The 25,510-nt window shown below is 70.5% G+C and carries 17 protein-coding genes and 1 pseudogene; 10 read left to right on the top strand and 8 right to left on the bottom strand.

All coding sequences use genetic code 11. The features are described from left to right. Positions 1-60: 60 nt before the first annotated feature. Positions 61-1,026 (bottom strand): helix-turn-helix transcriptional regulator, encoded by a 966-nt coding sequence (locus AC0VXQ_RS01435; protein WP_328798687.1) that lies wholly within the window; start codon positions 1,024-1,026, stop codon positions 61-63. Positions 1,027-1,133: 107 nt separating this feature from the next. Here AC0VXQ_RS01435 and AC0VXQ_RS01430 point away from each other — a divergent pair, with 107 nt between their 5' ends. Continuing rightward, positions 1,134-1,499 (top strand): VOC family protein, encoded by a 366-nt coding sequence (locus tag AC0VXQ_RS01430; RefSeq protein WP_475528843.1) that lies wholly within the window; start codon positions 1,134-1,136, stop codon positions 1,497-1,499. 70 nt (positions 1,500-1,569) lie between these two features. Beyond that, complete coding sequence (locus AC0VXQ_RS01425) at positions 1,570-2,556, top strand: IS481 family transposase (RefSeq protein ID WP_475528841.1); 987 nt, start codon at positions 1,570-1,572, stop codon at positions 2,554-2,556. Here AC0VXQ_RS01425 and AC0VXQ_RS01420 read toward each other — a convergent pair. After that, positions 2,553-4,148 (bottom strand): annotated as a pseudogene (locus AC0VXQ_RS01420) (amino acid permease). The gene AC0VXQ_RS01425 and the pseudogene AC0VXQ_RS01420 sit on opposite strands and share 4 nt — an antisense overlap. A 441-nt stretch (positions 4,149-4,589) precedes the next feature. Continuing rightward, positions 4,590-6,131 (bottom strand): amino acid permease, encoded by a 1,542-nt coding sequence (locus tag AC0VXQ_RS01415; RefSeq protein WP_129357958.1) that lies wholly within the window; start codon positions 6,129-6,131, stop codon positions 4,590-4,592. A gap of 170 nt (positions 6,132-6,301) precedes the next feature. Between AC0VXQ_RS01415 and bioB the strand changes: the two genes are divergently transcribed. Genes bioB through bioD form a run of 3 tightly spaced genes read left to right on the top strand, consistent with a single transcriptional unit; the run spans position 6,302 to position 9,818 of the window. Beyond that, entirely contained in the window at positions 6,302-7,597 is a 1,296-nt protein-coding gene (gene bioB / locus AC0VXQ_RS01410; RefSeq protein WP_129357959.1) for a biotin synthase BioB, read from the top strand. A 17-nt stretch (positions 7,598-7,614) separates the two neighbouring features. After that, positions 7,615-9,018 carry an adenosylmethionine--8-amino-7-oxononanoate transaminase gene (gene bioA, locus AC0VXQ_RS01405; RefSeq protein WP_133566321.1) on the top strand — a complete coding sequence of 468 codons (1,404 nt, stop codon included), beginning with the start codon at positions 7,615-7,617 and terminating at the stop codon, positions 9,016-9,018. After that, positions 9,015-9,818 (top strand): dethiobiotin synthase, encoded by an 804-nt coding sequence (gene bioD / locus AC0VXQ_RS01400; protein ID WP_133566320.1) that lies wholly within the window; start codon positions 9,015-9,017, stop codon positions 9,816-9,818. Before bioA ends, bioD begins: the two co-directional genes overlap by 4 nt. 233 nt (positions 9,819-10,051) lie before the next feature. Here bioD and ilvD read toward each other — a convergent pair whose 3' ends face one another. From ilvD to AC0VXQ_RS01385, 3 genes are all read right to left on the bottom strand, one after another. Continuing rightward, positions 10,052-11,893, bottom strand: a complete 1,842-nt coding sequence (gene ilvD / locus AC0VXQ_RS01395) for a dihydroxy-acid dehydratase (RefSeq protein ID WP_133566319.1) — start codon at positions 11,891-11,893, stop codon at positions 10,052-10,054. A gap of 128 nt (positions 11,894-12,021) precedes the next feature. Beyond that, positions 12,022-13,713: an amino acid permease gene (locus AC0VXQ_RS01390; protein WP_133566318.1), complete on the bottom strand. Its 1,692-nt coding sequence runs from the start codon at positions 13,711-13,713 to the stop codon at positions 12,022-12,024. 48 nt (positions 13,714-13,761) lie between these two features. Beyond that, positions 13,762-15,366: an amino acid permease gene (locus AC0VXQ_RS01385; protein WP_133566317.1), complete on the bottom strand. Its 1,605-nt coding sequence runs from the start codon at positions 15,364-15,366 to the stop codon at positions 13,762-13,764. 147 nt (positions 15,367-15,513) lie between these two features. Between AC0VXQ_RS01385 and AC0VXQ_RS01380 the strand changes: the two genes are divergently transcribed. The 4 genes from AC0VXQ_RS01380 to AC0VXQ_RS01365 all read left to right on the top strand — a co-directional run bounded on the left by AC0VXQ_RS01380 (position 15,514) and on the right by AC0VXQ_RS01365 (position 21,872). Then, positions 15,514-16,713, top strand: a complete 1,200-nt coding sequence (locus AC0VXQ_RS01380; RefSeq protein ID WP_133566315.1) for a cobalamin-independent methionine synthase II family protein — start codon at positions 15,514-15,516, stop codon at positions 16,711-16,713. Between the two features lie 238 nt (positions 16,714-16,951). Beyond that, positions 16,952-19,042: a PTS sugar transporter subunit IIABC gene (locus AC0VXQ_RS01375; RefSeq protein WP_475528835.1), complete on the top strand. Its 2,091-nt coding sequence runs from the start codon at positions 16,952-16,954 to the stop codon at positions 19,040-19,042. A gap of 104 nt (positions 19,043-19,146) precedes the next feature. After that, complete coding sequence (locus tag AC0VXQ_RS01370) at positions 19,147-20,868, top strand: cation:proton antiporter (RefSeq protein WP_224799776.1); 1,722 nt, start codon at positions 19,147-19,149, stop codon at positions 20,866-20,868. Positions 20,869-21,059: 191 nt separating this feature from the next. Beyond that, positions 21,060-21,872, top strand: coding sequence for a hypothetical protein (locus AC0VXQ_RS01365; RefSeq protein WP_224799775.1), 813 nt, complete (start codon positions 21,060-21,062; stop codon positions 21,870-21,872). A gap of 7 nt (positions 21,873-21,879) precedes the next feature. Here AC0VXQ_RS01365 and AC0VXQ_RS01360 read toward each other — a convergent pair whose 3' ends face one another. Further along, positions 21,880-23,067 (bottom strand): acetyl-CoA C-acetyltransferase, encoded by a 1,188-nt coding sequence (locus AC0VXQ_RS01360; RefSeq protein WP_058731007.1) that lies wholly within the window; start codon positions 23,065-23,067, stop codon positions 21,880-21,882. Between the two features lie 172 nt (positions 23,068-23,239). Here AC0VXQ_RS01360 and AC0VXQ_RS01355 point away from each other — a divergent pair, with 172 nt between their 5' ends. Then, positions 23,240-24,364, top strand: a complete 1,125-nt coding sequence (locus AC0VXQ_RS01355) for a glycerate kinase (RefSeq protein WP_174520375.1) — start codon at positions 23,240-23,242, stop codon at positions 24,362-24,364. Between the two features lie 93 nt (positions 24,365-24,457). On the opposite strand, the gene AC0VXQ_RS01350 is transcribed toward AC0VXQ_RS01355, so the two are convergent. Beyond that, the gene (locus AC0VXQ_RS01350) at positions 24,458-25,486 is read right to left on the bottom strand and encodes an ABC transporter substrate-binding protein (RefSeq protein WP_058731006.1); all 1,029 of its coding nucleotides are present in this window, start codon (positions 25,484-25,486) and stop codon (positions 24,458-24,460) included. Positions 25,487-25,510 lie beyond the last annotated feature (24 nt).

Raw genomic sequence — 25,510 nt, 5'->3', positions numbered from 1 at the left:
CTCGGGTCGTGATGTCGTTCTGGGGTCGTAACTTACACCACGCGGCTGTGAGCTGGGGACCTAGCTGTACTGACCGCGGACGTTGGCTGAGCTGCTCGCTGTGTGGGCCTGCATGATCTGGGCGGCGAGGTCGTGGAACCGGGTGATCGCCTCGGTCGGGTTGAGGATGCGGATGTGGTCGCCGAATTGGAGGAGCTGTCGCACCGATTCGAGGTCTGGGTAGTGGACGGCGATCGCCGTCCACTCGTCCTCGGCGCCAGTGCTACGGGTCATACGAGTCCCGAGGATTCGCTGCGCTAGGTCCAGGCGGGTCGAGCGCAACATCGCGTGCACCTCGACACCGGGCGCCGGCTGAAAACTGGTCAGCAGGTCCCGCCACACCGAGCGGAGATCGCAGTCTTGTCGCAGTACAGCGGCGTCCGTGAGGAGCTCGCGGTCTTCGATGCGGCTGGTGTTGAACACGCGGGGATGCCCGTCGGCGTCAGCCACGAGATACCAGGAGCTGGCCTTGTTCACCAGCCCATAGGGGTCGGCAGTGAGCCACTGCCCACTGGTCTCCCCGCTGCGTCGATATCGCAGGAGAATGCGTCGTCTCTCTCGGGAGGCGGTCAGCAGGTCGGTCAGGTCGAGTTCCTGCCCGGTTGCGAACCACCCCGATGGGTCGATGAGGAGCACCTCGGACAAGGAAGAGGTGGCAGGCACCTGCCTACGCGTGGCGACGGCCGTTAGCTTCTCCTGGGCGCTGGTTTGAACTGCCCCCAGCCCGACCTGCTCGAAGAAGTTGGCGTCCAGCCCTGCGACGCTCAGCAACTGCAGTTCGGCAGGATCGAGACGCGCCGCATCGAGCCGGGATCGGCGGTCCAGCACGATCGCCCCACCCCGGCCCTGCTCGGTGTGGACCGGGACGCCAGCGGCTGACAGGGCCTCGACGTCACGCAGGATCGTGCGCGGTGAAACCTCGAACCGGCGGGCCAGCTCCTTGCTCGTCATTCGTTCATGGGTCTGCAGGAGCAGCAGGATCGACAACAGCCTCGAGGACCTCATGACCAGATTCTCACAGAAAACATGACAGTGGGTGTCACCTTTGAGCGATCGGATGAAGCCGCCCGATTCACCGATCTGAGGAGACATCCATGTCGGCACCCAACCTGTTCTTGGTCTACGTCAGCGACGCCGAACGGTCCACCACCTTCTACAGCGACCTGTTCGACATCGAGCCCAGCTTCACCAGCCCGCGCTACGTCGCCTTCGAGGTGGCACCCGGGGTGCTGTTCGCCATCTGGACCGGCGGCAACGAGAACACCACCCCTGAAACACCTCGCACGAGCGAGATCGGGCTCATGGTCCCCGGTCCTGCCTCGGCCATCGACCACGTCTACCAAGAGTGGATGTCCAAGGGCGTGCGCGTTGTCCAGGAACCCCACGACGACGTGTTCGGCCGCACCTTCGTGATCGCCGACCCCGACGGCAACCTCATCCGAGTCAGCCCCCTCGACTGATCCGACAAGAGGCCCCCCACGTGGCGGCGAGCACGAGCTCGCCGCCACGACCATGTCTACACGAGGTTCCATGTCACACCCCAACGCCGCTCTCACGCCCCGCCACCGCCTGATCGTCGGCCGTCTCGTCGTGGATGACGGCTGGCCGATCAGCGAGGTCGCTGCCCGCTTCCAGGTCTCTTGGTCGACCGTGAAGCGCTGGGCCGATCGCTACCGAGCCGGCCAGTCCATGCAGGACCGATCCTCGCGCCCGCACCACTCACCGACCAGGACCAGCCCGAAGGTCACTCGCCGCTGTATCCAGCTCCGGCTACGCCTCCGCGAAGGACCAGTGCAGCTCGCCTGCCGGCTCGGGATCGCGCCATCAACGGTCCACCGGATCCTGACTGACGCGCACCTGAATAGGCTCTCCCACGTCGACCGCGCCACCGGCGAACCCGTCCGCCGCTACGAACATGACCATCCCGGCGCGATGCTCCACGTCGACGTGAAGAAGCTCGGCAACATCCCCGACGGCGGCGGCTGGCGCTACGTCGGCCGCCAACAGGGAGAGAAGAACCGCGCCGCCACACCAGGCAAGCCCCGGAACAAGTACCGGGACCCGTTGATGGGCAAGGCCTACGTCCACACCGTCATCGACGACCACTCCCGCGTCGCCTACGCCGAGATCCACGACGACGAAACCGCGATCACCGCCACCGCAGTGCTGGTGAGGGCTGTCGAGTGGTTCAACGCCCGCGGCGTCACCGTCGAGCGCGTCCTGTCCGACAACGGCGGCGCCTACCGCTCACACCTATGGCGAGACACCTGCGCAGAGCTCGGAGTCAGGCACAAGCGCACGCGGCCGTATCGGCCGCAGACCAACGGCAAGATCGAGCGGTTCCACCGCACCCTGGCTGACGGCTGGGCCTACGCCCGCTGCTACACCTCCGAAACGGAACGCCGGGGCGAGCTGGAGGGCTGGCTGCACTACTACAACCACCACCGGCCCCACACGGCCTGCGGGAACCAGCCGCCCTTCTCACGATTGACCAACGTCCCCGGTCAGTACACCTAGCGGGGATCCTCATCCAGCAGCTCGGCCTGCGGGATGCGGGCCTGGGCGGCGTCCTCGATCTCCCGCAGCTCCGTCTCCCTGACCGCCTCCACGCTCGGCGGGATGGCGGCGATAGGGAAGACCCCCGTGATCCCGGCGCGCTCGGCGGCGATGTGCGCGACCCGTCCCCGCACCGCGAACCAGCCGATGAACAGCAGCGGCACCACGATCACGAGGAAGGACCCGAGGGTCAGGGTGACCACCGGGTAGTCCACGGCGATCAGCACGATCACCACGGCCAGGAACACCAGGGTCAGCCAGTTGGTGTACGGGGCGAGCGGCGCCCGGTAGCTGGGCCGGGAGTACAGGCCCTTCTTCGTCAGGGAGACGAACTTCTGGTGGGACAGGCTGATCGTCGCCCACGCGGCGATCGTGCCCAGCGCGGAGAGGTTCAGCACGATCTCGAAGGCATCCGAGGGCACGAAGTAGTTCAGCACGACCCCCAGCAGGGCCACGGCCGCGGTCAGCAGGATCCCGCCGAAGGGCACCCCGGACTTGGTCATCATCGCCGCGAACTTCGGCGCAGACCCGGCGTGGGACATCGAGTTCAGGATGCGCCCGGTGGAGTAGATCCCGGCATTGAGCGAGGACAGGGCGGCGGTGATGACCACCAGCTGCATGATCGGACCGGCGGCGTCCACGCCGATGCTGGAGAAGAACGTGACGAACGGGGATTCATCCGCGGAGTAGGCGGTGTAGGGCAGCAGCAGGCACAGCAGCAGCACCGAGCCGACGTAGAACACCGCGATGCGCAGGATCACCGTGTTGATGGCCTTGGGGATGATCCGCTCGGCGTCGCGGGTCTCCCCGGAGGTGGTGCCCACCAGCTCGATGCCGGCGTAGGCGAAGACCACGCCCTGCACGATCATCAGGGTGGCCATGCCTCCGGCGGGGAAGATGCCGCCGTGGTCGGACATGAGGTGGAATCCGGTCTCGGAGCCGGTGGGCGAGCCGAAGATGACGAAGCAGACGCCCGCAATCAGGAAGATCACCAGCGCGGCGACCTTGATCAGGGAGAACCAGAACTCCATCTCCACGAAGACCTTCACGGAGATCATGTTGGTCACGACCACCAGCACGACCACGGCCAGGGCCACCGCCCACTGCGGGATCGCCGCGACGAAGGCGCTGTACTGGCCGAACCAGTGCACGTAGATGGCGATGGCGGTGGAGTCCGCGATCGCGACCATCGCCCAGTTCATCCAGTACAGCCAGCCGGAGACGAACGCGGCCTTCTCCCCGTAGAACTCCCGGGCCTAGGAGACGAAGGAGCCGGAGGAGGGCCGGTGGCAGACCAGCTCCCCGAGGGAGCGCAGCATGAGGTACCCGAAGAAGCCGCACACGGCGTAGGCGATGAACAGGGACGGGCCGGCGGAGGCCAGGCGCCCGCCTGCGCCGAGGAACAGGCCGGTGCCGATGGCCCCGCCGATGGCGATCATCTGCAGCTGGCGCGGACCGAGGCCCTGGTGCAGCGCGTCGTCCTCAGGGGCGATGGTGGCTTCGGTTCCGTGGCGCAGCGCCTGCGGATCCTTGGGTGAGGCGGTCAGAGACATGGGTGGTGAGCCCTTCGAGCGGGGAGCTCCCCGAGGGTGCGCGCGGTGCGTCGTCGGCATGGGCGTCGGCGGGATCCGCACGCGGGGAGATCCGGGTGGAGAACCGTCGGACGCCGCGGCCGGTGGCCCCGGTGACGGGGCCGCGGTCCGCGGCGTCGTGAACGATGAGCAGAAGCATACGCACGCTTCGCATATCCTGTTGTTTCCATCACATGAAAAGACCGGGCGGCTATGCCCCCATCCGAAACATCACCGTCGCACGAGGGCATCTCCCCTAGTCAGAGCGTCGGCACTTGGGACTCTCCCAGTTCCGCATCAGCAAGATCCCAGTCCGGATGCTGAGATCCGCCCGCATCGAACCGCCACACGCGACGGCACCGTCCCTTCCGAACAGGCCGGAGCTTCGGAGGGGACGGTGCCGTCGCGGGGGCGGGGCGCAGGTCAGGGCAGCGTGGAGATGGTGCCCTGATCCTCGGTGCCGGGAGTCTGCACGATCACCGGATACGCCCCGGTGAACCCCTCGCGTTCGGCGGCCAGACGTCGCACGCGCCCGCGCACGGCGAACCAGCCGATGATCAGCACCGGGATCACCACGCCCATCGAGGCCAGCGTCCAGGTGCCCAGCGGGTAGTCCAGGGCCACCAGCACCAGAACCCCCACCAGGAAGAGCATGGTGAGCCAGTTGGTGTACGGCGCCAGAGGCGCGCGATAGGCGGGCCGACGCTGCTGACCGCGCCGGGCCTGGGCGACGAAGCGCTGGTGCGGCAGCATGATGGCCGCCCAGCCGACGATGATCCCGATCGCGGAGATGTTCAGGACGATGTTGAAGGCATCCTCCGGGACGTAGTAGTTCAGCACGACGCCGAGCCCGCCGACCAGCACGGTCAGCAGGATCCCCCCGAAGGGCACCCCGGAGCGGGTCATCTTCCCGGTGAACTTGGGCGCGGAGCCGGCCATCGCCATCGAGTGCACGATGCGCCCGGTGGAGTACAGACCGGCGTTGAGGGAGGACAGGGCGGCGGTGATGACCACCAGCTGCATGATCGGGCCGATGTAGTCCACCCCGATGCTGGAGAAGAACGTGACGAACGGGGACTCATCCGCCGAGTACGCGGTGTACGGCAGCAGCAGGCACAGCAGCAGCACCGAACCGACGTAGAACACGGCGATGCGCAGGATCACGGTGTTGATGGCCCGCGGGATCTGACGCTGGGGGTCCTTGGTCTCCCCCGCGGTGATCCCCACCAGCTCGATGCCGGAGTAGGCGAAGACCACGCCCTGGGAGACCACCAGCGCGGCGAGGATCCCGTGCGGGAGCATCCCCCCGCTCTCGCGGATCAGATGGAAGCCGGTGGGCGCCCCCGTGGGGGTCCCGAAGATCACGAAGCACACCCCGACCACCAGGAAGACCACCAGGGCGGAGACCTTGATCAGGGCGAACCAGAACTCCATCTCCCCGAAGACCTTCACGGAGATCAGGTTGGTGATCATGACGATGATCAGCACGGCCCCGGCCAGCACCCACTGCGGCAGCTCGTCGATGAACGTGCTGTACTGCCCGAACCACTTGACGTAGATGGCCATCGCGGTGGCGTCCACGACCGTGGTGGAGGCCCAGGACAGCCAGTACATCCATCCCACGAAGTATGCGGCCTTCTCGCCGTAGAACTCCCGGGTGTAGGAGACGAAGGACCCGGAGGAGGGTCGGTGCACCACCAGCTCGCCGAGCTGACGCAGGATGAGGTAGCCGAAGAACCCGGCCACGGCGTAGAGGATGAACAGGGTGGGCCCGGCGTCGGCCAGGCCGCCGCCGGCCCCGAGGAACAGGCCGGTGCCGATCGAGCTGCCGATGGCGATCATGTGGATCTGCCGGGGCGTGAGGCCCTTGCTGTAGCCCTCCTGCTCCCGCGCGTGCAGCGCGTCGTCGCCGGTGAGGGGCTGGGAGGATCCGGGGGCGCCGGGATCCGCGGGGCTCGGGGACATGGACCTGCCGTTTCGACGAGGGGATGAGATGCCCCCACAGCATACTCGACGGGTGTGACGCGCACCGCCCGTGCGCAGACCTCGGATCTCGGGCCCGTGCGGGCCCCGCGATGCCGCCGGGGATGCGCCTCGGACTTGACCGGGACGGGGGGCCGTCCGAAGATTGAACGGTGTTCAAGACTTTCGATGACCTCGCCGATTCCGTCCTCGCCGGGACCCCCGCGGACCGGGAGGCGGCCCTGGCGGTGCTGGCCTCCGAGGACGACGTCCTGCTGGATCTCGTGGCCGCGGCCTCCCGGGTGCGCCGTCGCTACTTCGGCAACTCGGTCAAGGTCAACTACCTCGTCAACCTGAAATCCGGCCTGTGTCCCGAGGACTGCGGGTACTGCTCCCAGCGTCTCGGCTCGGATGCGGAGATCCTCAAGTACTCCTGGCTGCCCACTGATGAGGCCAAGCGCCAGGCCGAGTTCGGCCTGGCCGGCGGGGCCTCCCGGGTGTGCCTGGTGGCCTCCGGGCGCGGCCCGTCCAACCGCGACGTCGGGCGCGTGGCCGAGATGACCGAGGCCATCAAGGACGCCAACCCGGAGACCGAGGTCTGCGCGTGCCTGGGCATCCTCAAGGAGGGGCAGGCGGAGCGGCTGCGCCAGGCCGGGGTGGATGCGTACAACCACAACCTGAACACCGCACCCTCCCACTACGAGGAGATCTGCTCCTCGCACACCTTCCAGGACCGCGTGGACACCGTGGACTCCGCCCGCAGCGCGGGGCTGTCCCCCTGCTCGGGGCTGATCGTGGGCATGGGCGAGACCGACGAGCAGCTGGTGGAGGCCGTGGAGGCGCTGCGGCAGATCGACTCCGACTCCATTCCCGTGAACTTCCTGATCCCCTTCGACGGCACCCCCCTGGAGGGCACCTGGGAGCTGACCCCCCAGAAGTGCCTGCGCATCCTGTGCATGGTCCGGCTGATGTGCCCGGACCGGGAGCTGCGCATCGCCGGCGGCCGTGAGCTGCACCTGCGCTCCCTGCAGCCGCTGAGCCTGAATGTGGCCAACTCCCTGTTCCTCGGGGACTACCTGACCAGCGAGGGCCAGGCCGCCGAGGATGACCTGGACATGATCGTGGACGGCGGATTCCAGATCGTCGGCCAGGAGGATGCCAAGGCGCTGCGTGATCGGCTACGCGCGCACCGAGCCGCCCACCGCGAGGCCATGGGCGGGGCCGGCGCCGAGACCGGTGCGGGCCTGCCGCCGTGCGCCGGCGGCGGCGGAGGCTGCGGATCCCACGCGGCCCCGGAGGAGCAGCAGGTCCCGGTCGAGCAGCCGGTGCCCGCGGGCGTGGGCGCCGCCCAGCCCGCCGAGGCCGGTGTCGGCACCGTGCGGCACGGTCTGCGCGATGACGCCGGGCGCCCCCTGGTCCCGACCATCCGCCGTCGCGGCGCCGGCACGGACGCGCTGCCCAACTCGTGAGCGCGGGCGCCGATCCCGTGCCCCCCTCCCTCGCTGGCTCCGCCGGGCCCGCCGGCCGTACCGTGCTGGATCGGGACCGGGCCCTGCTGTGGCATCCCTACGGCTCCCTAGAGGCCGGGGCCCGGTACTCCGTGCACGGCGCCGAGGGGCCCTTCGTGGATCTGGTCGCCCCGGGGGCCGAGCGTCCCCAGCGGGTGCTGGACGGGATGAGCTCGTGGTGGTCCGTGGTGCACGGGTACCGGAACCCGGTGCTGGACGCGGCGCTGCGGGCGCAGATCGATCGGTTCTCGCACGTGATGTTCGGCGGGCTGACCCACGCTCCCGCCGTCGAGCTGGCGGAGCGGCTGGTGGAGGTGACCCCGCAGGGCCTGGACCACGTCTTCCTCGCGGACTCCGGCTCGGTGTCCGTGGAGGTGGCCCTGAAGCTCGCGGTGCAGTACCAGCGGGCCCGGGGCCGGGAGCGCGGACGCTTCCTGGCGCTGCGCGGGGCCTATCACGGGGATACGACGGGCGCGATGAGCGTGTGCGACCCGGTCGGCGGGATGCACGCCGACTTCGCCTCGCTGCTGGCCCCGCAGGTCTTCGCCCCGCAGCCCCCCGCACCCTCCGGTGATGCCGCGGTCGATGACGCCGCCTGCGCGGCGTGGGAGGCCGAGGTGTCCGAGCTGCTGGATCGGCACGGGGCGGAGCTGGCCGGGATCATCGTGGAGCCGGTATTCCAGGGCGCCGGGGCCATGCGGGCGTATCTGCCGCGGGCCCTGCGCTTCCTGCGCGAGGCCGCGGACCGGCTGGATGCGGTGTTCATCACCGATGAGATCGCGACGGGCTTCGGGCGCACCGGCACAGCCTTCGCCTGCGAGCAGGCCGGGATCGTCCCGGATGTGATGTGCGTGGGCAAGGCCCTGACCGGCGGGTACCTGACGCTGGCGGCCCTGCTGTGCTCCGGCCCGGTGGCCGAGGTCATCTCCCGCTCCTCCTATGCGGCCCTGATGCACGGACCCACCTTCATGGCCAATCCCCTGGCGTGCGCGGTGGCCGCAGCCTCCGTGGACCTGCTCTTCGGGCGCGTGGGCGGCGCGGAGGTCGCCGCCCCGGAGGGCGCCGCGCCGTCGAGCGCGTGGTACGAGGCCGTGCCGCGCTTGGAGGCCGGACTGCGCGCTGGCCTGGCCCCGGCGGCCTCCCTGGAGGGAGTGGCCGAGGTGGCCGTGACCGGGGGGATCGGCGTGGTGCGCACCCGGGGCCCGGTGGATGTGGATGTCTGCACCCGCATCGCGGCCGAGCACGGGGTGTGGCTGCGCCCGTTCCGCGACGCGATCTACACGATGCCGCCGTACCTGAGCACCGAGGAGGGCCTGGCCCGGATCACGGCGGCGATGGTCGCCGCGGCCGCCGCCCACGAGCCCGTCGAGGAGGACGCATGAGCACGACGTCGAGCGCCGACGCGCCGGCGGATGCGCAGGCGGGCGCCGTGGAGCGGACCGCCCCGGATGCGCTGGCCGACGCGCAGCCGGACGCCTTCCTGGACGCCGACGCGGTGCGTGCCGCCGCCGCGGACGGGCTGCTGTTCGTCACCGGCACGGACACCGGCGTCGGCAAGACCTACGCCACCGCGGCCCTGGCGGCCCTGGCGGCCGGGCAGGGTCTGGACGTGCACGTCCACAAACCGGCCCAGACCGGACTGATCGCACCGGATGATCCCGAGCGGGAGGCCCTGGAGGCGCGGTACTCGGATGTGGTGGTGCGCGGGGACGCGCAGATCGCCGGGGAGCTGGCCGGGGTCTCCTACTCCACGGGCTTCGCCCTGCGCCTGCCCCTGGCCCCGGCGGCCGCAGCAGAGGCCGCGGGGGTGCCGGTGCCCACCGCGGCGGAGCAGGCCGCCCGGATCCTGGGCCTGCGCGAGCGGCACGACGTCGTCCTGGTGGAGGGCGCCGGCGGGATCCTCGTGGATCTGGGCGGGCACACCCTGGCCGATATCGCCCGGGAGTGCGGCGCGGGCGGGCTGGTGGTGGTGTGCCGCCCGGGCCTGGGCACCCTGAACCACACGGATCTCACGGTGGAGGCCATCGCCGCACGCGGACTGAGCACGGCCGGGGTGGTGATCGGCGCGTGGGATGACCCGCCGCGGGCCGTGGATCTGTCCAACCGGGAGGCCCTGTCCGCCCGCCATCGCCTGCTGGGCGCGGTCCCCCGCGGCTGGCGCGCAGCCGCGGGCGCCCGCTGAACCCGCTGCACCCCGCCCGGTGACCCGGGGGCCGCGCTCTCCCGCGCCCGCGACCCGGCGCATCCGTTCCCGCCCGCCCGCGAGACGGCGCATCCGTTCCCGGAAATCCGGTTTTCGGGAACGGATGCGCCGTCTCGGTGGCGGGGTGGGCACCGCTGCGCCGCCTCGAGGTCGCGTCGGCGGGCCCGGGACGCCCGGGACGCCGGAGCGTCAGAGCAGGATCGAGTGCCCCTTTACTCCGGGACCACCCGCACCGCGCCCTTGTCGGCGCTGGTGACCATCGAGGCGTAGGCGCGCAGGGCCTTGGAGACCTGGCGCTCGCGCGGCTTGGTCGGCTTCCACGGCAGGGGCCCGCGCTCCTCGCGGCGTCGGGCCAGCTCCTCGTCGGAGACGTTGACCTGCAGCAGCCGCTGGGTCACGTCGATCTCGATCTCGTCCCCCGTGCGGATCAGCCCCACCGCGCCGCCGGAGGCCGCCTCCGGGGAGATGTGGCCGATGGAGATCCCGGAGGTCCCGCCGGAGAAGCGCCCGTCGGTGATCAGCGCGCATTCCTTCCCCAGCCCCAGGCCCTTCAGGTAGGAGGTGGGGTAGAGCATCTCCTGCATGCCCGGCCCGCCCTTGGGCCCCTCGTACTGGATGACGACGATGTCCCCGGACTGCACGTGCTTGGAGAGGATCTCGAAGACCGCCTCGTCCTGGGATTCCACCACGAAGGCCTTGCCGATGAAGCGGAACAGGTACTCGTCGATCCCGGCGGTCTTGATGACCGCGCCGTCCTCGGCGATGTTGCCGTAGAGCACCGCCAGGCCGCCGTCCTTGGTGTAGGCGTGCTCCACGGACCGGATGCACCCGAACTCGGCGTCGGTGTCGTGGGATTCGAAGCGGTTGGCGGTGGAGAAGGCCTGGGTGGTGCGCACCCCGCCGGGGGCGGCCAGGTACAGCTCGCGGGCCCGCTCGGAGGCGGTGTCCCGGCGGATGTCCCACTCATCCAGCCAGGCCTCCACCGACTCCGCGTGCACGGTGTGCACGCCGTCGTGCTCCAGGAGCCCGGCCCGGTCCAGCTCGCCGAGGATCGCGGGGATGCCGCCGGCCCGGTGCACGTGCTCGATGTGGAACTGGGTGGAGTTCGGGGCGACCTTGCACAGGCAGGGCACGTGCCGGGAGATCTCGTCGATGTCCTTCAGGGTGAAGTCCACCTCGGCCTCCTGCGCTGCGGCGAGGATGTGCAGCACGGTGTTGGTGGACCCGCCCATCGCCACGTCCAGGGACATGGCGTTGCGGAAGGAGGACTTGGTGGCGACGTTGCGCGGCAGGACGGACTCGTCGTCCTGCTCGTAGTAGCGCTTGGCCAGCTCGACGACGGTGCGCCCGGCCTTCAGGAACAGCTCCTTGCGGGCGATCTGGGTGGCCAGGGTGGTGCCGTTGCCGGGCAGGGAGAGCCCGAGGGCCTCGGTCAGGCAGTTCATGGAGTTCGCGGTGAACATCCCGGAGCAGGAGCCGCAGGTGGGGCAGGCGTTCTCCTCGATCTGGGCCAGCTGCGCGTCGGAGACCTGCTCGTCCACGGCGTAGGCCATCGCGTCGACCAGGTCGATCCGGTGCTCCAGCACGCCCTCCACCGGCGCCCCGGATTCCATGGGCCCGCCGGAGACGAACACGACCGGGATGTTCAGGCGCATCGCGGCCATGAGCATGCCTGGGGTGATCTTGTCGCAGTTGGAGATGCACACCAGGGCGTCGGCGCGGTGGGCGTTGACCATGTACTCCACGGAGTCGGCGATGACGTCGCGGGAGGGCAGGGAGTAGAGCATGCCGTCGTGGCCCATGGCGATGCCGTCGTCCACGGCGATGGTGTTGAACTCCTTGGCCACCCCGCCGGCTTCCTCCACCGCGGAGGCCACCAGCGCGCCCATGTTCTTCAGGTGCACGTGGCCGGGGACGAACTGGGTGAAGGAGTTGGCGATGGCGACGATCGGCTTGCCGAAGTCCTCCTTCTTCATGCCGGTGGCCCGCCACAGGGCGCGGGCTCCGGCCATGTTCCGACCGTGGGTGGATGTGCGGGAGCGCAGGGCGGGCATGGCTTCTCCTTGGCGTGGCTGATGCTCGTCCCAGGCTACTCCGGCACAAAGGTCATCCAGCATCCGGGACGGGGATCTCGGATGATGAGACAATGGAGAGGACAGAAAACGCGGACCCGCTCGTCTGCTCAGGCGTCCCTGTCGCGGAAGCGACCGGAGCGGCGCCCACGGGAGGCCCGCCGCACGGCGTCGTGAGTGTAGTCCACGGCATCTTGGCGTTCCGAGGACTCCCGGGCAGCGTCGGATTGCCCAGCGATACGCTCGGCGCGGGCCGCCTCAGCCTCAGCGGCGGCCTGATCGGTCAGCGAAAGGTGCCCGGAGGCGGGCCGCCCGGCCACCGTGGGGAAGAACCCGGTGACGCCCTCGCGTTCGGCGGCGATGGCGCGGATACGCCCACGGCAGATGTACCAGCCGATGGCCATGCACGGCAGCACGAGAACCATCGCCCCGAGGGTCCAGGTTCCCTGCGGGTAGTCCAGACCGATCAGAGCCAGCACTCCCACCAGGAAAACCAGGATCACCCAGTCCGTGAACGGAGCTCCGGGCATCCGGTATCCGGGTCTCCGGTACACCCCCTGGCGAACCAGGGAGACGAATTTCAGGTGCGACAAAGCGATCGTCGCCCACCCGGCGACGATGCCCACCGAAGCCAGATTCAGCACGATCTCGAAGGCCTGAGCCGGAACCACCGCGTTGAGCACCACCCCGAGCAATGTCACCGCCGCAGTCATGACGATGCCGCCCCAAGGCACCCCGCCGCGGGTCAGGCTGCGGGCGAAGCGCGGCCCGGAGCCTGCCACGGCCATCGAGTGCATGATGCGCCCGGTGGAGTACATGCCGGCGTTCAGGGAGGACAGAGCGGCGGTGATCACCACCAGCTCCATGATGGGCCCGGCCGCGTCCACGCCGATGCTGGAGAAGAACGTGACGAAGGGGGAGACGCCGTTCTGGTATGCGGTGTATGGGAGCAGCAGGATCAGCAGCAGAATGGAGCCGATGTAGAACACCACGATCCGCAGGATCACCGTGTTGATCGCTTTGGGAATCACCTGCTGGGCATTCCGGGTCTCCCCGGAGGTGGTGCCCACCAGCTCGATGGAAGAGTACGCAAAGACCACGCCCTGGATCAGCAGCAGGGCCGGAGCGATGCCCTCGGGGAACCAGCCACCGTGGTCCGCGATGACCTGGAATCCGGTGGGCGAACCGGTGGGAGTCCCGAAGATCACGAAGACGACGCCGAGAACCAGGAAGATCAGCAGGGCCAGGACCTTGATCAGCGAGAACCAGAACTCCATCTCCCCGAAGACTTTCACCGAGATGAGGTTCATGGACACCACGATCACCACCACGGCCAGCGCGAAGACCCACTGCGGAATACCCGCGATGACGGTGCTGTACTGCCCGAACCACTTGACGTACAGGGCGATGGCGGTGGTGTCCACGATGGAGGTCATGGCCCAGTGGATCCAGTACCACCAGCCGGCGACGAAGGCCGCCTTCTCCCCATAGAACTCCCGGGCGTAGGAGACGAAGGAGCCAGAGGAGGGCCGGTGCACCACGAGCTCCCCCAGGGCCCGCAGGATCAGATAGGCGATGATCCCGCACAGCGCGAAGTCGAACAGCAGAGAGGGCCCGGCCTCGGCCAAGCGCCCTCCGGCCCCGAGAAACAGTCCGGTGCCGATGGCCCCGCCGATCGCGATCATCTGCAGCTGGCGCGGCCCGAGGCCCTTGCGGAACCCGGCCTGCTCCTCCTCGAAGACATTCTCATCCGGGCCTCTCCGTGCCATCGACGCGCCGTTCTCAGACAGGTCTCGGCTCATGACGGAGCTCTCCTTTCGTGTTCTGCGTTTCCTCGTTCTCCGGCCACGTCAATCCCGCGTGTGCGCGGCGGGGCGGTCGGCGACGATCGGGTACAGGCCGGTCACGCCCTCGCGTTCGGCGGCGATGGCGCGCACCCGGCCGCGCACGGCGAACCAGCCGACGATCAGCGTGGGGATGATCACCACGATCAGCAGTCCGAGGGTCCAGGTGCCCACCGGGTAGTCGAAGCCGATCAGCACGATCACCCCGGCCAGGAACACCAGGATCACCCAGTCCGTGAACGGCGCGCCCCAGGCGCGGTAGCCGGGCCTGCGGTAGCGGCCCTGCTTGGCCAGGGACACGAACTTCAGGTGGGCCAGGGCGATGGTCGCCCACGCCCCGATGATCCCGAAGGAGGCGATGTTCAGCACGATCTCGAAGGCCTGCTCCGGGACGACGAAGTTCAGCACCACCCCGATCAGCGCGACGGCGGAGGTCATGAGGATCCCGCCGTAGGGGACGCCGTGGCTGTTCATCCGCTGCGCGAACTTCGGGGCGGAGCCGGCCATGGACATCGAGTGCAGGATGCGCCCGGTGGAGTACAGCCCCGCGTTCAGCGAGGACATGGCCGCGGTGATGACCACCAGCTCCATGATGGGCCCGGCCGCGTTCACCCCGATGCTGGAGAAGAACGTGACGAACGGGGACTCGCCCTCCTTGTAGGAGGAGTACGGCAGCAGCAGGGCCAGCAGCAGCACGGAGCCGACGTAGAACACCAGCACCCGCAGGATCACGGTGTTGATGGCCTTGGGGATGACCTTCTGGGCGTCCTTGGTCTCCCCGGAGGTGGTGCCCACCAGCTCGATCGCCGCGTAGGCGAAGACCACGCCCTGCATGATCACCAGGGCCGGCAGCAGGCCGTTGGGGAACCAGCCGCCGTGCTCGCTGATCAGGGAGAAGCCGGTCGGGCTGCCGTTGGGGGACCCGAAGATCACGAAGCAGACGCCCACCACCAGGAAGGTCAGCAGCGCCACGACCTTGATCAGGGCGAACCAGAACTCCATCTCCCCGAAGATCTTCACGGAGATGAGGTTGGCGCTGACCACCAGGACGATGACCACCAGCGCGATCAGCCCCTGGGGCACGGCGTCGAGCCAGTGGAAGTACTGCCCGAACCACTTGACGTAGAGGGCGATCGCGGTGGAGTCCACGATCGAGGTGGTGGCCCAGTTGATCCAGTACATCCACCCGGAGATGTAGGCGGCGCGCTCCCCGTAGAACTCACGGGCGTAGGAGACGAAGGAGCCGGAGGAGGGCCGGTGCACCACGAGCTCGCCGATGGCCCGCAGGATCAGATAGGCGATGAAGCCGCAGACGAGGTAGTCCAGGGCCAACCCGGGGCCGGCGGAGGCCAGGCGCCCGCCGGCGCCGAGGAACAGGCCGGTGCCGATGGCCCCGCCGATCGCGATCATCTGCAGCTGGCGCGGTCCGAGGTGCTGCTGGAAGCCGGCCTGCTCGTGGCCGAAGGCGTCCTCGGGATCCGCGGTGGACGGGACGGCGGGGCCGGAGCCGGCCGATGAGACCGGAGGCTGGTGGGTCACGGGGACCTCCTGGAAGAAGAGGACGGGCCCCGCCTGCCGCCGACGGCGGACCGGGTCCCGCCGCAGGAACATATCGCCTCAGCATAGATCTCCCCGGTGTCGGGCGTGTAACACAGGCGCGCGCACGTCACATCGGGTCCACCGGCGTCGAAATCTGGTGGCCGGTGAGCCGACCCGGCACGCTGGAGGGGACCGCCGCACCCGTCGAAAGGACCCGCCATGCTGCGCAGCACGGACCGCATCCGCACCACCCACGTCGGCTCCCTCCCCCGCAACGAGGAGCTGCACCGCGCCAACGCCGAGCGCCGCGCCGGCTCCCTGAGCGAGGAGGACTTCGCCCCGATCCTCACCCGGGCGGTGGATGAGGTGGTGGCCCGGCAGCGGGAGGTCGGCATCGACACCGTCAACGACGGCGAGTACGGCCACGCCAGCAACGGCGCGGTGGACTACGGCTCCTGGTGGCACTACTCCTTCGCCCGCACCGCGGGGCTGTCCGTGGATGTGCAGGACCCCGAGCAGGTCCCGCAGCGCTCCGAACCCGGGAACCTGCGGTACACGACCTTCGAGGACCGCCGGGACTGGACCCGCTTCCGGGACTTCTACGCCACCGAGATCGACACCGGCAACGACCCGGACACCCAGTTCCCGGTGGCCGTGGACGAGCTGCGCTACATCGGCCAGGACGCAGTGGCCGCCGACATCGCCAACCTCCAGTCCGCAGCCCAGCGCCACGGGGCCGACGAGGCGTACATCGCGGCGCTGTCCCCCGGCTCCGCGGCGCGGGTGGGCAACGTCTTCTACTCCACGGACGAGGGTCACATCCGCGCGTGGGCCGAGGTGCTGCACGAGGAGTACAAGGCCATCACCGACGCCGGGCTGATCGTGCAGATCGACGACCCCGGGCTGGCCGAGGGGTGGGACCAGATCAACCCGGAGCCCTCCGTGCAGGACTACCTGACGTTCCAGCAGATCCGGGTGGACGCGCTGAACAGCGCCCTGGAGGGCATCCCCGCCGAGCAGGTCCGCTTCCACCTGTGCTGGGGCTCCTGGCACGGCCCGCACACCACGGACCTGGAGTTCAAGGACATCGTCGGGCTGATGCTGGAGATCCAGGCCGGGGCGTATACCTTCGAGGCCGCCAACGCCCGCCACGCCCACGAGTGGACGGTGTGGGAGGACGTGGAGCTGCCGGCGGGCAAGCTGATCATCCCGGGCTGCGTCTCCCACTCCACCAACGTGGTGGAGCACCCGGAGCTGGTGGCGCAGCGGATCGAGCGCTTCGCCGGACTCGTCGGGAAGGAGAACGTCATCGCCTCCACCGACTGCGGGCTGGGCGGGCGGATCCACCCGGACATCGCCTGGGCCAAGCTGGCCGCCCTGACCGAGGGCGCCCGGATCGCCTCGCAGCGCCTGTACTGAGCGCCGCGGCGCCGCACCGACGCCGAGCCGTCATCCGCGTGAGCTCTGAGGGCCGCAGAGCCCACGCGGATGACGGCTCGGCCTCATCGTGCCCGTTCGCGCCCGCGCTGTCCGGACAAGTCAGACATGAGACGGGTCGAATGCTCCGGGGGATGACGCCCCGCTACACTGGGCGCACGCAGTGCGGCGCGGAAATCCCGCGCCGCAATCCCTCCCCTCAACGAAGAGGACCATCGTCATGGCATCTGAGACAGACTCGCCGCGCGAGGAGCTGCTGGCTCCCGTCGGCGGCACGATCATCGGCATCGCGGACGTCCCCGACCCCGTCTTCTCCGGGAAGATGGTCGGCGACGGCTTCGGCGTGTCCGAACCGTCCACGGGTGATGTGCTCGCCCCGGTCAGCGGCACGGTGACCATGGCCGCGGACACCGGGCACGCCCTGGGCTTCAAGACCGACTCCGGCTTGGAGGTGCTCGTGCACCTCGGGGTGGACACCGTGGAGCTGGAGGGCCGGCCCTTCGCCATGGAGGTCTCCAAAGGCGATGCCGTCCAGGCCGGTCAGCGGATCGGCCGCATGGACGTGGAGGCCATCACCGAGGCCGGCAAGGACCCGACGGCGATCGTCGTCATGCCCAACACCGCCAAGAAGGTCGAGTCCGTGCAGGTGCGCGCAGGCCACACCGAGGCTGGTCAGCCCGCCGCCGACGTCGCGCTGAAGGAGCCGGGGACCGAGACGGGCGCGGTGCCCGCCGGTGACCCCGAGCCGGGGCACGCCCGCCAGCCGCAGGTGGACAACGCCGCAGCTCCGGCCGACGCCGTCGAGGCCGAGGCCGGGCAGCGCCCCGGGGATCTGACCGGCTACGACGCGCTGGCCTGGGACATCCTCGACAACATCGGCGGCAAGGCCAACGTCCGCTCCGTGACCCACTGCATCACCCGCGTCCGGTTCTACCTGAAGGACCAGGGCAAGGCCGACGACGAGGTGGTCGCGGACCTGGACGGCGTGATCGACGTCGTGCGGGCCGGCGGGCAGTACCAGGTGGTCATCGGCCCGGCCGTGGAGGACGTCTACGACGCCGTCGTCAAGCAGCTGGGCACGGACAAGGCCGCCGCCAGCGAGCAGGACGCCGCGGAGGAGGCCGAGCACCCGGACACCGCCTGGGGCTGGGTCAAGTACGGCTTCAGCTCCCTGATCGGGGTGATCACCGGGTCCATGATCCCGGTGATCGGGCTGCTGGCGGCCTCCGGCATCCTCAAGGGCATCCTGACCCTGCTGAAGTACTACCAGCTGGTGGATGCCGACTCCACGACCTTCACCATCATCGACGCGATGGGCGATGCGGTCTTCTACTTCCTGCCGATCTTCGTCGGCTTCACCGCCGCGCGGCGGCTGGGCTCGGACCCGATCATCGTCTCCATCGTCGGCGGGGTGCTCGCCTACCCCTCGATCGTGCAGATCGCGGCCGGGGAGGGCAGCCGCTCGATCCTGGGCATGCCGATCAACGCCGAGTTCTTCGGTCTGCCCTTCCACATGGCCTCGTACACGTACTCGATCTTCCCGATGATCGTGGCCGCGTGGCTGGCCTCCGTGGTGGAGCCGTGGCTGAAGAAGATCATCCCCACCGTGCTGCGCATGATCTTCGTGCCGCTGTTCGAGGTCGTCATCGTCTCCCTGGCGATCATGCTCATCCTGGGCCCGGTGGTCATGCTGATCTCCGGGGGCATCGCCTCCGCGATCCAGTGGCTCTACGACCTCTCCCCCTCGATCTCGGGTCTGCTGATCGGCGGGTTCTACCAGTGCCTGGTGATCTTCGGCCTGCACTGGGCGGTCATCCCGATCGTCACCCAGGACATCTCCCAGACCGGGCACTCCTACCTGAACGCGATCATCTCCGCGACCATGGTGGCCCAGGGCGGCGCCGTGCTGGCGGTGTTCCTGAAGTCCAAGCTGCCCAAGATCAAGGAGCTGGCCGGCCCGGCCGCGATCTCCGCGTTCTGCGGCATCACGGAGCCGGCCATGTACGGCGTGAACCTGAAGTACGGGCGCGTGTTCATCATGGGGTCGATCGGCGGGGCCGTCGGCGGCTTCCTGACCGGCCTGTTCAACGTGAACATGTGGGGCTTCACCGGTTCGCTGATCGGGTTCTTCTCCTTCCTCAACCCGGAGGGCATCGACGGGAGCCTGTGGGGCTTCCTCATCGCCTCCGGGGCGGCCCTGGCCGTGTCCTTCCCGCTGACCTACTTCTTCGGGTTCAGCGACGCGGACGCGGAGAAGGGCCGCGAGGTCAAGAAGGTGCGCCTGGGACGGCGGGACCCCGTCCAGAAGTGACCCCCGGGTCCCGCGCCCGGACCCGGTGCGCGGACCCGTTCCCGACGGCGGCACGCCGGTGCGTAGCATGCTCCCTGAGCCACATTCCCTCCCGAAGGAGTCCCATGGAGCTGCTGCTGATCACCGGCGTGCTGCTGTTCGTCATCATCGCGGCCGCGGACGTGCTGGGCCCGCGGCTGGGGCTGGCGGCCCCGCTGCTGCTGGTGCTGGTCGGCGTCGGGCTGAGCCTGATCCCGGCGACCCACGGGGTGGAGGTGGACCCGGAGATCATCCTGCAGGGCATCCTGCCGCTGCTGCTGTACGCCGCGGCGGTGTCCATGCCCACCATGAGCTTCCGCCGGGACTTCGGGGCGATCTCCGGGCTGTCCGTGGTCCTGGTGATCATCACCTCCCTGCTGCTGGGGCTGCTGTTCCAGTGGCTGATCCCGGACCTCGGGTTCGCGTGGGGCGTGGCCCTGGGCGCGATCGTGAGCCCCACCGACGCCGTGGCGACCTCGATCATCAAGGGCGGCCCGGTGCCCCGCCGCGTCGTCGTGCTGCTGGAGGGCGAGGGTCTGCTCAACGACGCCACGGCCCTGGTGATGCTGCGCACCGCGATCGTCGCCAGCGCCGCCGGGTTCTCCTTCTGGGGTGTGGTCGGCTCCCTCGCGTACTCGGTGACTCTGGCCGCGGTGGTCGGCTCCGTGGTGGGGGTGGCCAACCTTGCGGTGCGACGCCGGGTGGAGGATCCCACGGTCAACACGATCCTGTCCTTCACGGTGCCGTTCCTCGCCTCGATCCCCACGGAGGCGGCGGGTGCCTCCGGGCTGGTGGCCGCCGTCGTCGCCGGCCTGGTCACGGGGGTGCGCGCCCCGCGCCAGCTCAGCCCGCGCCACCGGCTCTCGGACCGGCAGAACTGGGAGAGCATCAACCTCATCGGGGAGGGTGCGGTGTTCCTGGCCATGGGCTTCCAGCTGGGCCCGATCCTCGAGGAGGTCTCCGAGGAGTCCGTGGGTCTGGGGGTGCTGGTGGGGATCGCCGCGGCCGCCCTGGCCGCTACCCTGCTGATCCGCGCGGCCTTCGTGGCGCCGCTGCTGTGGCAGCTGCGGCGCAAGGCCCTGCGTCGGGAGGCCATGCGCCCGCGGGCCGAGGCGATTCAGGGGCGGCTGGCGGATCCGCAGGCTCGGGAGGAGGCGGTGCGCCGCTTCCGAGAGCAGCAGGCCCAGAGAGGGGTGGCCCGCGCGCGGGCTCGGCACCACCGGAAGCGGTGGCTGGGCACCCGGCGCGGGGCCCCGGATCTGGAGCGGTTCTCCGCCCGGCTGCGCCGGTTCATCGCGGACACGGACTACCTGACCAAGCGCCCCCTGAGTGCGGCCGACGGCGGGATCGTCGTGTGGGCGGGGATGCGCGGGGCCGTGACGGTCGCGGCCGCCCAGACCCTGCCGGAGGATACCCCGATGCGCTCGGTGCTGATCTTCATCGCCTTCGCCGTGGCCGCCCTGTCCCTGGCGGTCCAGGGCGGCACCATCAAACCGCTGGCGGATCGTCTGTCCCGTCGCGGGGCGGACCCGGAGTCCGCGCAGGAGGACCGGGAGGAGCAGCGGCAGGAGCACCGGGCGGTGATGGCCCTGCTGCACGAGGCCGCCCGTGCCCCGGAGGGCGAGGCCGAGCCTTCCTCCCCGGCGGAGGCCAAGCGGGTGCGGCTGGCCTCGATCCGTCGGCAGCGCGCTGCCCTGCTGGACGCCCGCGACGAGGGCACCTATGACGCCGATGTGCTCGATGGTGCCCTGCAGGTCCTGGACGCGGATGAGATCTCGCTCCAGCTGCGCGGGGGCGCGGCCTTCTGACGGCCCCACCCCGATGACGGTGCGGCGAGCGCCGGGGGACTGTCACGGGATCGGCGGCGTGCCCGGCTTCGGCGGCGGAGGCGGGACCCCGGCCCGGGCGTTCTCAGCCGGGGCTCAGACCCGGCCGGTAGGGTCGGGGGGCCGCCCCCGTCGCCCGTTCAGGGCGCGATCCCCTCAGGAGGTTGACCCGCATGGCCCGCGTTCCCAGCAGCCGGTGGAGCGAGCTCGCCCGCGCCCTGCCGGAGGGGCCGCTGACCTACCATCCGCCGCGCGAGCACCACGGGCACTGGTCCGTCACGGATGCCGCCGGTCGGGAGGTGCTGTGCCCGCACACCCCGCCGACCCCGGAGGTGGTGGCCCTGCTGACCCGGGGCCTGGAGCTGATCCGCGAGGAGGCGGGAAGCACCCCGGAGCCTGCGGCACCCACTCCCCTGGATCTGGCCGGGAGCGGGCGCCCCGCGCTGGCGGCAGCGGAAGCCGGGGAGCGGGCCGGGAACCCGGTGTGGAAGCTGCGCCCGCTGCGCAAGGTCACCAAGTTCCTGCGGCGTCAGGGCATGGCCTTCGGTGAGATCGTGGCGATCGTCGCGGACCCGGAGGGCACCGAGCCTGGCCGGGATGGTGCCACGATCTATGTGGCGCGCGGTCTGCGCGTGGTGGTGGGCTCGGACGGGGAGACGGTGCTGGCCGTATACCCGGTGGGTGAGCCGGAGCGCGCGGAGCCGCCGGTGAGCACGGGCCCGCCGATGCCGCGGGTGCCCGGGACCAAGGCGGACCGGCGGGTTCCGGTGCCCACGGATCGCACGGATTTCGTGGCGCTGCTGCGCTCCCGGGGCTTCGACGTCGTGGACGGCGGCAAGCACCAGCGGATCACGCACGAGGACCACCCGGGACTGGCGGTGACCCTCCCCTCCACGCCCTCGGATCACCGGTGGGCGCAGAACACGATCGCGGAGGTCAGGGCCGTGTTCGGCATCGACCTGCGCCAGCCGGCGCCCGGCCGCTAGAGACCGCTCACCGCTGCAGCAGCAGGGCCTCCCCCTGCCCGCCCCCGCCGCACAGGGAGACGGCGGCCTTCCCGGCACCGCGCCGAGCCAGCTCCAGCGCCGCCGTGAGCACCAGGCGCGCCCCCGAGGCGCCGATGGGGTGGCCCAGGGCGATCGCCCCGCCGTGGATGTTCACCCGCTCCAGCTCCACCCCGAGGTCCCGCGCGGACTGCAGGGCGACGGAGGCGAAGGCCTCGTTGACCTCCCAGAAATCCAGGTCCGCCGCGTCCCATCCGGCGCGGGCCAGGGCGGCCGCCGTCGCCTGGGAGGGCTGGGAGTGCAGGGAGGCGTCCGGCCCCGCGGTCTGCCCCGCCGCCCCCACCATGCACAGCCACTCCAGCCCGTGCTCCTCGGCCCAGGCCCGAGAGGCCAGCACGACGGCGCCCGCCCCGTCGGACAGCGGCGAGGCGTTGCCCGCGGTGATCGTGCCGCCCTCCGCGAAAGCCGGGCGCAGCCGCCCCAGGGTCTGCGGGGTGGAATCCGGGCGGATGCCCTCATCCTCGGTCACCGTCACCGGCTCCCCGCGCCGCTGCGGCACCGGGATCGGCGCGATCTCCTCACCGAGGATCCCGTCCGCCTGCGCCCGCCCGGCCCGCTGGTGGGAGGCCGCGGCCACCTCGTCCTGCTCCTCACGCCCGATGCCGCGCTGGGCGTTGCCCTCCTCGGTGGACTCGCCCATGGGTCGCCCGTCCTCGGCGTCGGTGAGCCCGTCCCGGGCGACGGCGTCCTGCAGGCGCAGGTCCCCGTAGGTCTTCCCGGCGCGCACCCCGGCGGCCAGGTGCGGGGCGCCGGTCATGGACTCCTGCCCGCCGGCCACCATCACGTCGGCCTCGCCCAGTCGGATCGGCCGGGCGGCGTCGACGACGGCGGCCAGCCCGGACAGGCACACCTTGTTCAGGGTCATGGCGGGCACGGAGCGGGAGATGCCCGCGGCCATCGCGGCCTGCTTGGCGGGATTCTGCCCGGCCCCGGCCTGGATCACCTGCCCCATGAGCACCTGGTCCACCTGTGTAGGCTCGACGCCGGCCCGCTCCAGGGCGGCGCGGATCGCGTGCGCGCCTAGCCGCACCGCGCTCAGCGGGGCCAGCTGCCCCATGATCCGGCCCTGCGGGGTGCGGGCGCCGTGGAGGATGACGACGTCGGTCGGTGCGCTCACGGAGGGGACTCCTTCGTCTCGATGCTGCGGGGCGGTGGGTCGGGGGCGCGCACGGCGCATCCGGTCCGGACTCCACTCCCCTGGAATTGCTCTGCGTCACACCCTACCGTCGGTACGCTCGGACAGTGAGGGGCGCGCACCGCCCGAGACCCGCCGACGACAAGGACTCCTCATGACCCGCATCCTGCTCGCCGTGGACAAGTTCAAGGGCACCGCGACCGCCGCCGAGGTAGCCGGGGCGCTGGCCCGCGGGCTGGCCGAGCATCCCGAGGTGCAGACCGTCCAGGTGCCGGTGGCCGACGGCGGGGACGGCACCCTCCAGGTGTGCGAGGCCCTGGGCTGGCGCCTGCGCAGCGCGCGGGTCACCGGTCCGGACGGTGCCGCACTGCGGGCCCGTTTCGCGTGGGACGAGCCGCGGCGTCGGGCCGTGATCGAGGTGGCCGAGGCCTGCGGGATGCGGCTGCTGACCCGCGATGGCGAGCTGCCGGAGGACGCGGATGCGGAGGCCGCGACGAGCCGGGGCGTGGGGCAGCTGGTGCTGGCGGCCCTGGATGCCGGGGCCGAGGAGGTGGTGCTGGGTCTGGGCGGCAGCGCCACCACGGACGCCGGGTTCGGGATGGCCCAGGCCCTGGGGGTCCGCTTCCTGGATGGGACCGGAGAACCGGTGGCGGATCCGCGGCGCCTGGCCGAGGTGGCCCGGGCGGATCTGAGCGGGCTGGATGCGCGGGTGCGGTCGGTGCGGTTCGTCGCGGCCTCGGACGTCACGAATCCGCTGCTGGGACCCGACGGCGCGGCGGCCGTGTTCGGCCCGCAGAAGGGACTGGCCTCGGAGCGGATCGAGCCGCGGGACGCGGCCCTGGGGCGCGTCGCGGCCGCCGTGGAGGAAGCCGCGGGGACGGCCGACGTCGCGGACCGGCCCGGAGCCGGGGCCGCCGGGGGTCTGGGCTTCATGACCCTGGCGCTGCTGGGCGCCCGCTACGCCTCCGGGATGCAGACGTTCCTGGACCTGGCCGGCGTCGACGACCTGCTGGAGGGCACCGACCTGGTGGTCACCGGGGAGGGGAAGCTGGATGAGCAGACCCTGCGCGGCAAAGCTCCGGCGGGGGTGGCCGAGCGCGCCGCGGAGCGCGGCATCCCGGTGGTCGCGGTGTGCGGGCAGAACACCTTGCCCCCGAGCACCCGGCACCCGTTCCAGCGGATCCTCGCGATGACCGACGTCGAGCCGGACGTGCGGTCCTGCCTGCGGAATCCCCTGCCGGTGCTGGAGCGCCTGGCCCGCGAGCGTCTGCTGGCCTGATCCGCCGCGCAGACGGCGCGATCCCCGGGCGGCGCGGTGAGCGTGCCCGGGGATCGCGAGGCGGCGGTGTGCGGCCCTGAGGGGCTCGGTCGCCTACTTGGCGTGCTCCTCGACCTCGTCCAGCACCCCGTTGGCCGCGGTGATGCCGGCGTTGAGGTAGAACTCGTCGTCATCGACCTGGAAGGCGTGGTCGCTCTTCACCGCTTCCAGACCGGACCACAGCGTCTCCTTCGTCAGGTCCGAGGCGTCCCCTCCCTGCACCCCGTAGAAGAGGTAGTCTCCGTCGGCCTGGTCCAGCTGCTCGGCGCTGATGTCCTGGCTGGTCTTGTCGAAGCGCTGGGTCTCCGGGCGGCTCAGGCCGGCGTCCTCGGCGATGGAGCCGACGAAGCTGGACACGCCCCAGATGCGGATGCGGTCCGGCTGGTAGCGCAGGAAGGAGATGGTCTTGTCCGAGCCCACCTGCTCGCCGACCTTCTTGGCCCGCTCGGCGTACTCCGCCAGCTTCTGCTCCCCCTCCTGCTGCTTGCCCAGGGCGGAGGCCACCAGCAGGTAGTCCTGCTTCCAGTTCACCCCGGTGCCCTCGGTGACGACGGTGGGCGCGATCCCGGACAGGGACTCGTATGCGGAGTCATCCTTGAGGGTGTTGTTCACCAGGATGAGGTCCGGCTTGAGGTTGGCGATCTTCTCGATGTTCGGGGAGGTGCGCGAGCCCACGGATTCGATCTTCCCCAGCGCTTCGGCATCATCGGCGTAGGCCTCGGTCAGGTACTCGGGCACGGCATCGGCGTTCTTGGCGGAGGTGGTGCCCACGGGCACGACGCCGAGGTCCAGCACGTCATCCATCTGGCCGGTGGAGATGACCACCACCTTCTTCGGCGCGGCGTCGATGGTCACGTCACCGCGGAAGCCCTTGACGGTGCGCGGGAACTCGCCGTCCTTCGCGGTGCTGCCCATCCCGCTGGGCAGGGCGCTGGGGGCGGGGGCGACCGAGGCGGAGGCGCTCGAGGACTCGGAGGCCGAGGAGTCGGCGGAGGATCCGTCGCCGGAGCAGCCGGCCAGTGCCAGGGCGCCGGCGGCCAGGAGGGCCAGGGGTGCGAGCAGGGGGCGTTTCTGAGACGTCATGCCCCTGAGGTTACCCTTAGTCAC

The organism is Rothia sp. QJM3NY_36, from assembly GCF_056173115.1.
Note: the sequence above shows the minus strand (reverse complement) of the source record. Positions and strands in the feature narration are given on the sequence as shown.

Bases quoted from the DNA above. Each gene is read 5' to 3' on its own strand.
- AC0VXQ_RS01430 (WP_475528843.1), top strand. From the start codon at position 1,134: ATGTCGGCACCCAACCTGTTCTTGGTCTACGTCAGCGACGCCGAACGG.
- AC0VXQ_RS01385 (WP_133566317.1), bottom strand. From the start codon at position 15,366: ATGTTCCTGCGGCGGGACCCGGTCCGCCGTCGGCGGCAGGCGGGGCCC.
- AC0VXQ_RS01425 (WP_475528841.1), top strand. From the start codon at position 1,570: ATGTCACACCCCAACGCCGCTCTCACGCCCCGCCACCGCCTGATCGTC.
- AC0VXQ_RS01415 (WP_129357958.1), bottom strand. From the start codon at position 6,131: ATGTCCCCGAGCCCCGCGGATCCCGGCGCCCCCGGATCCTCCCAGCCC.
- AC0VXQ_RS01350 (WP_058731006.1), bottom strand. From the start codon at position 25,486: ATGACGTCTCAGAAACGCCCCCTGCTCGCACCCCTGGCCCTCCTGGCC.
- bioD (WP_133566320.1), top strand. From the start codon at position 9,015: ATGAGCACGACGTCGAGCGCCGACGCGCCGGCGGATGCGCAGGCGGGC.
- AC0VXQ_RS01370 (WP_224799776.1), top strand. From the start codon at position 19,147: ATGGAGCTGCTGCTGATCACCGGCGTGCTGCTGTTCGTCATCATCGCG.
- AC0VXQ_RS01365 (WP_224799775.1), top strand. From the start codon at position 21,060: ATGGCCCGCGTTCCCAGCAGCCGGTGGAGCGAGCTCGCCCGCGCCCTG.
- AC0VXQ_RS01375 (WP_475528835.1), top strand. From the start codon at position 16,952: ATGGCATCTGAGACAGACTCGCCGCGCGAGGAGCTGCTGGCTCCCGTC.
- AC0VXQ_RS01355 (WP_174520375.1), top strand. From the start codon at position 23,240: ATGACCCGCATCCTGCTCGCCGTGGACAAGTTCAAGGGCACCGCGACC.
- AC0VXQ_RS01390 (WP_133566318.1), bottom strand. From the start codon at position 13,713: ATGAGCCGAGACCTGTCTGAGAACGGCGCGTCGATGGCACGGAGAGGC.
- ilvD (WP_133566319.1), bottom strand. From the start codon at position 11,893: ATGCCCGCCCTGCGCTCCCGCACATCCACCCACGGTCGGAACATGGCC.
- AC0VXQ_RS01380 (WP_133566315.1), top strand. From the start codon at position 15,514: ATGCTGCGCAGCACGGACCGCATCCGCACCACCCACGTCGGCTCCCTC.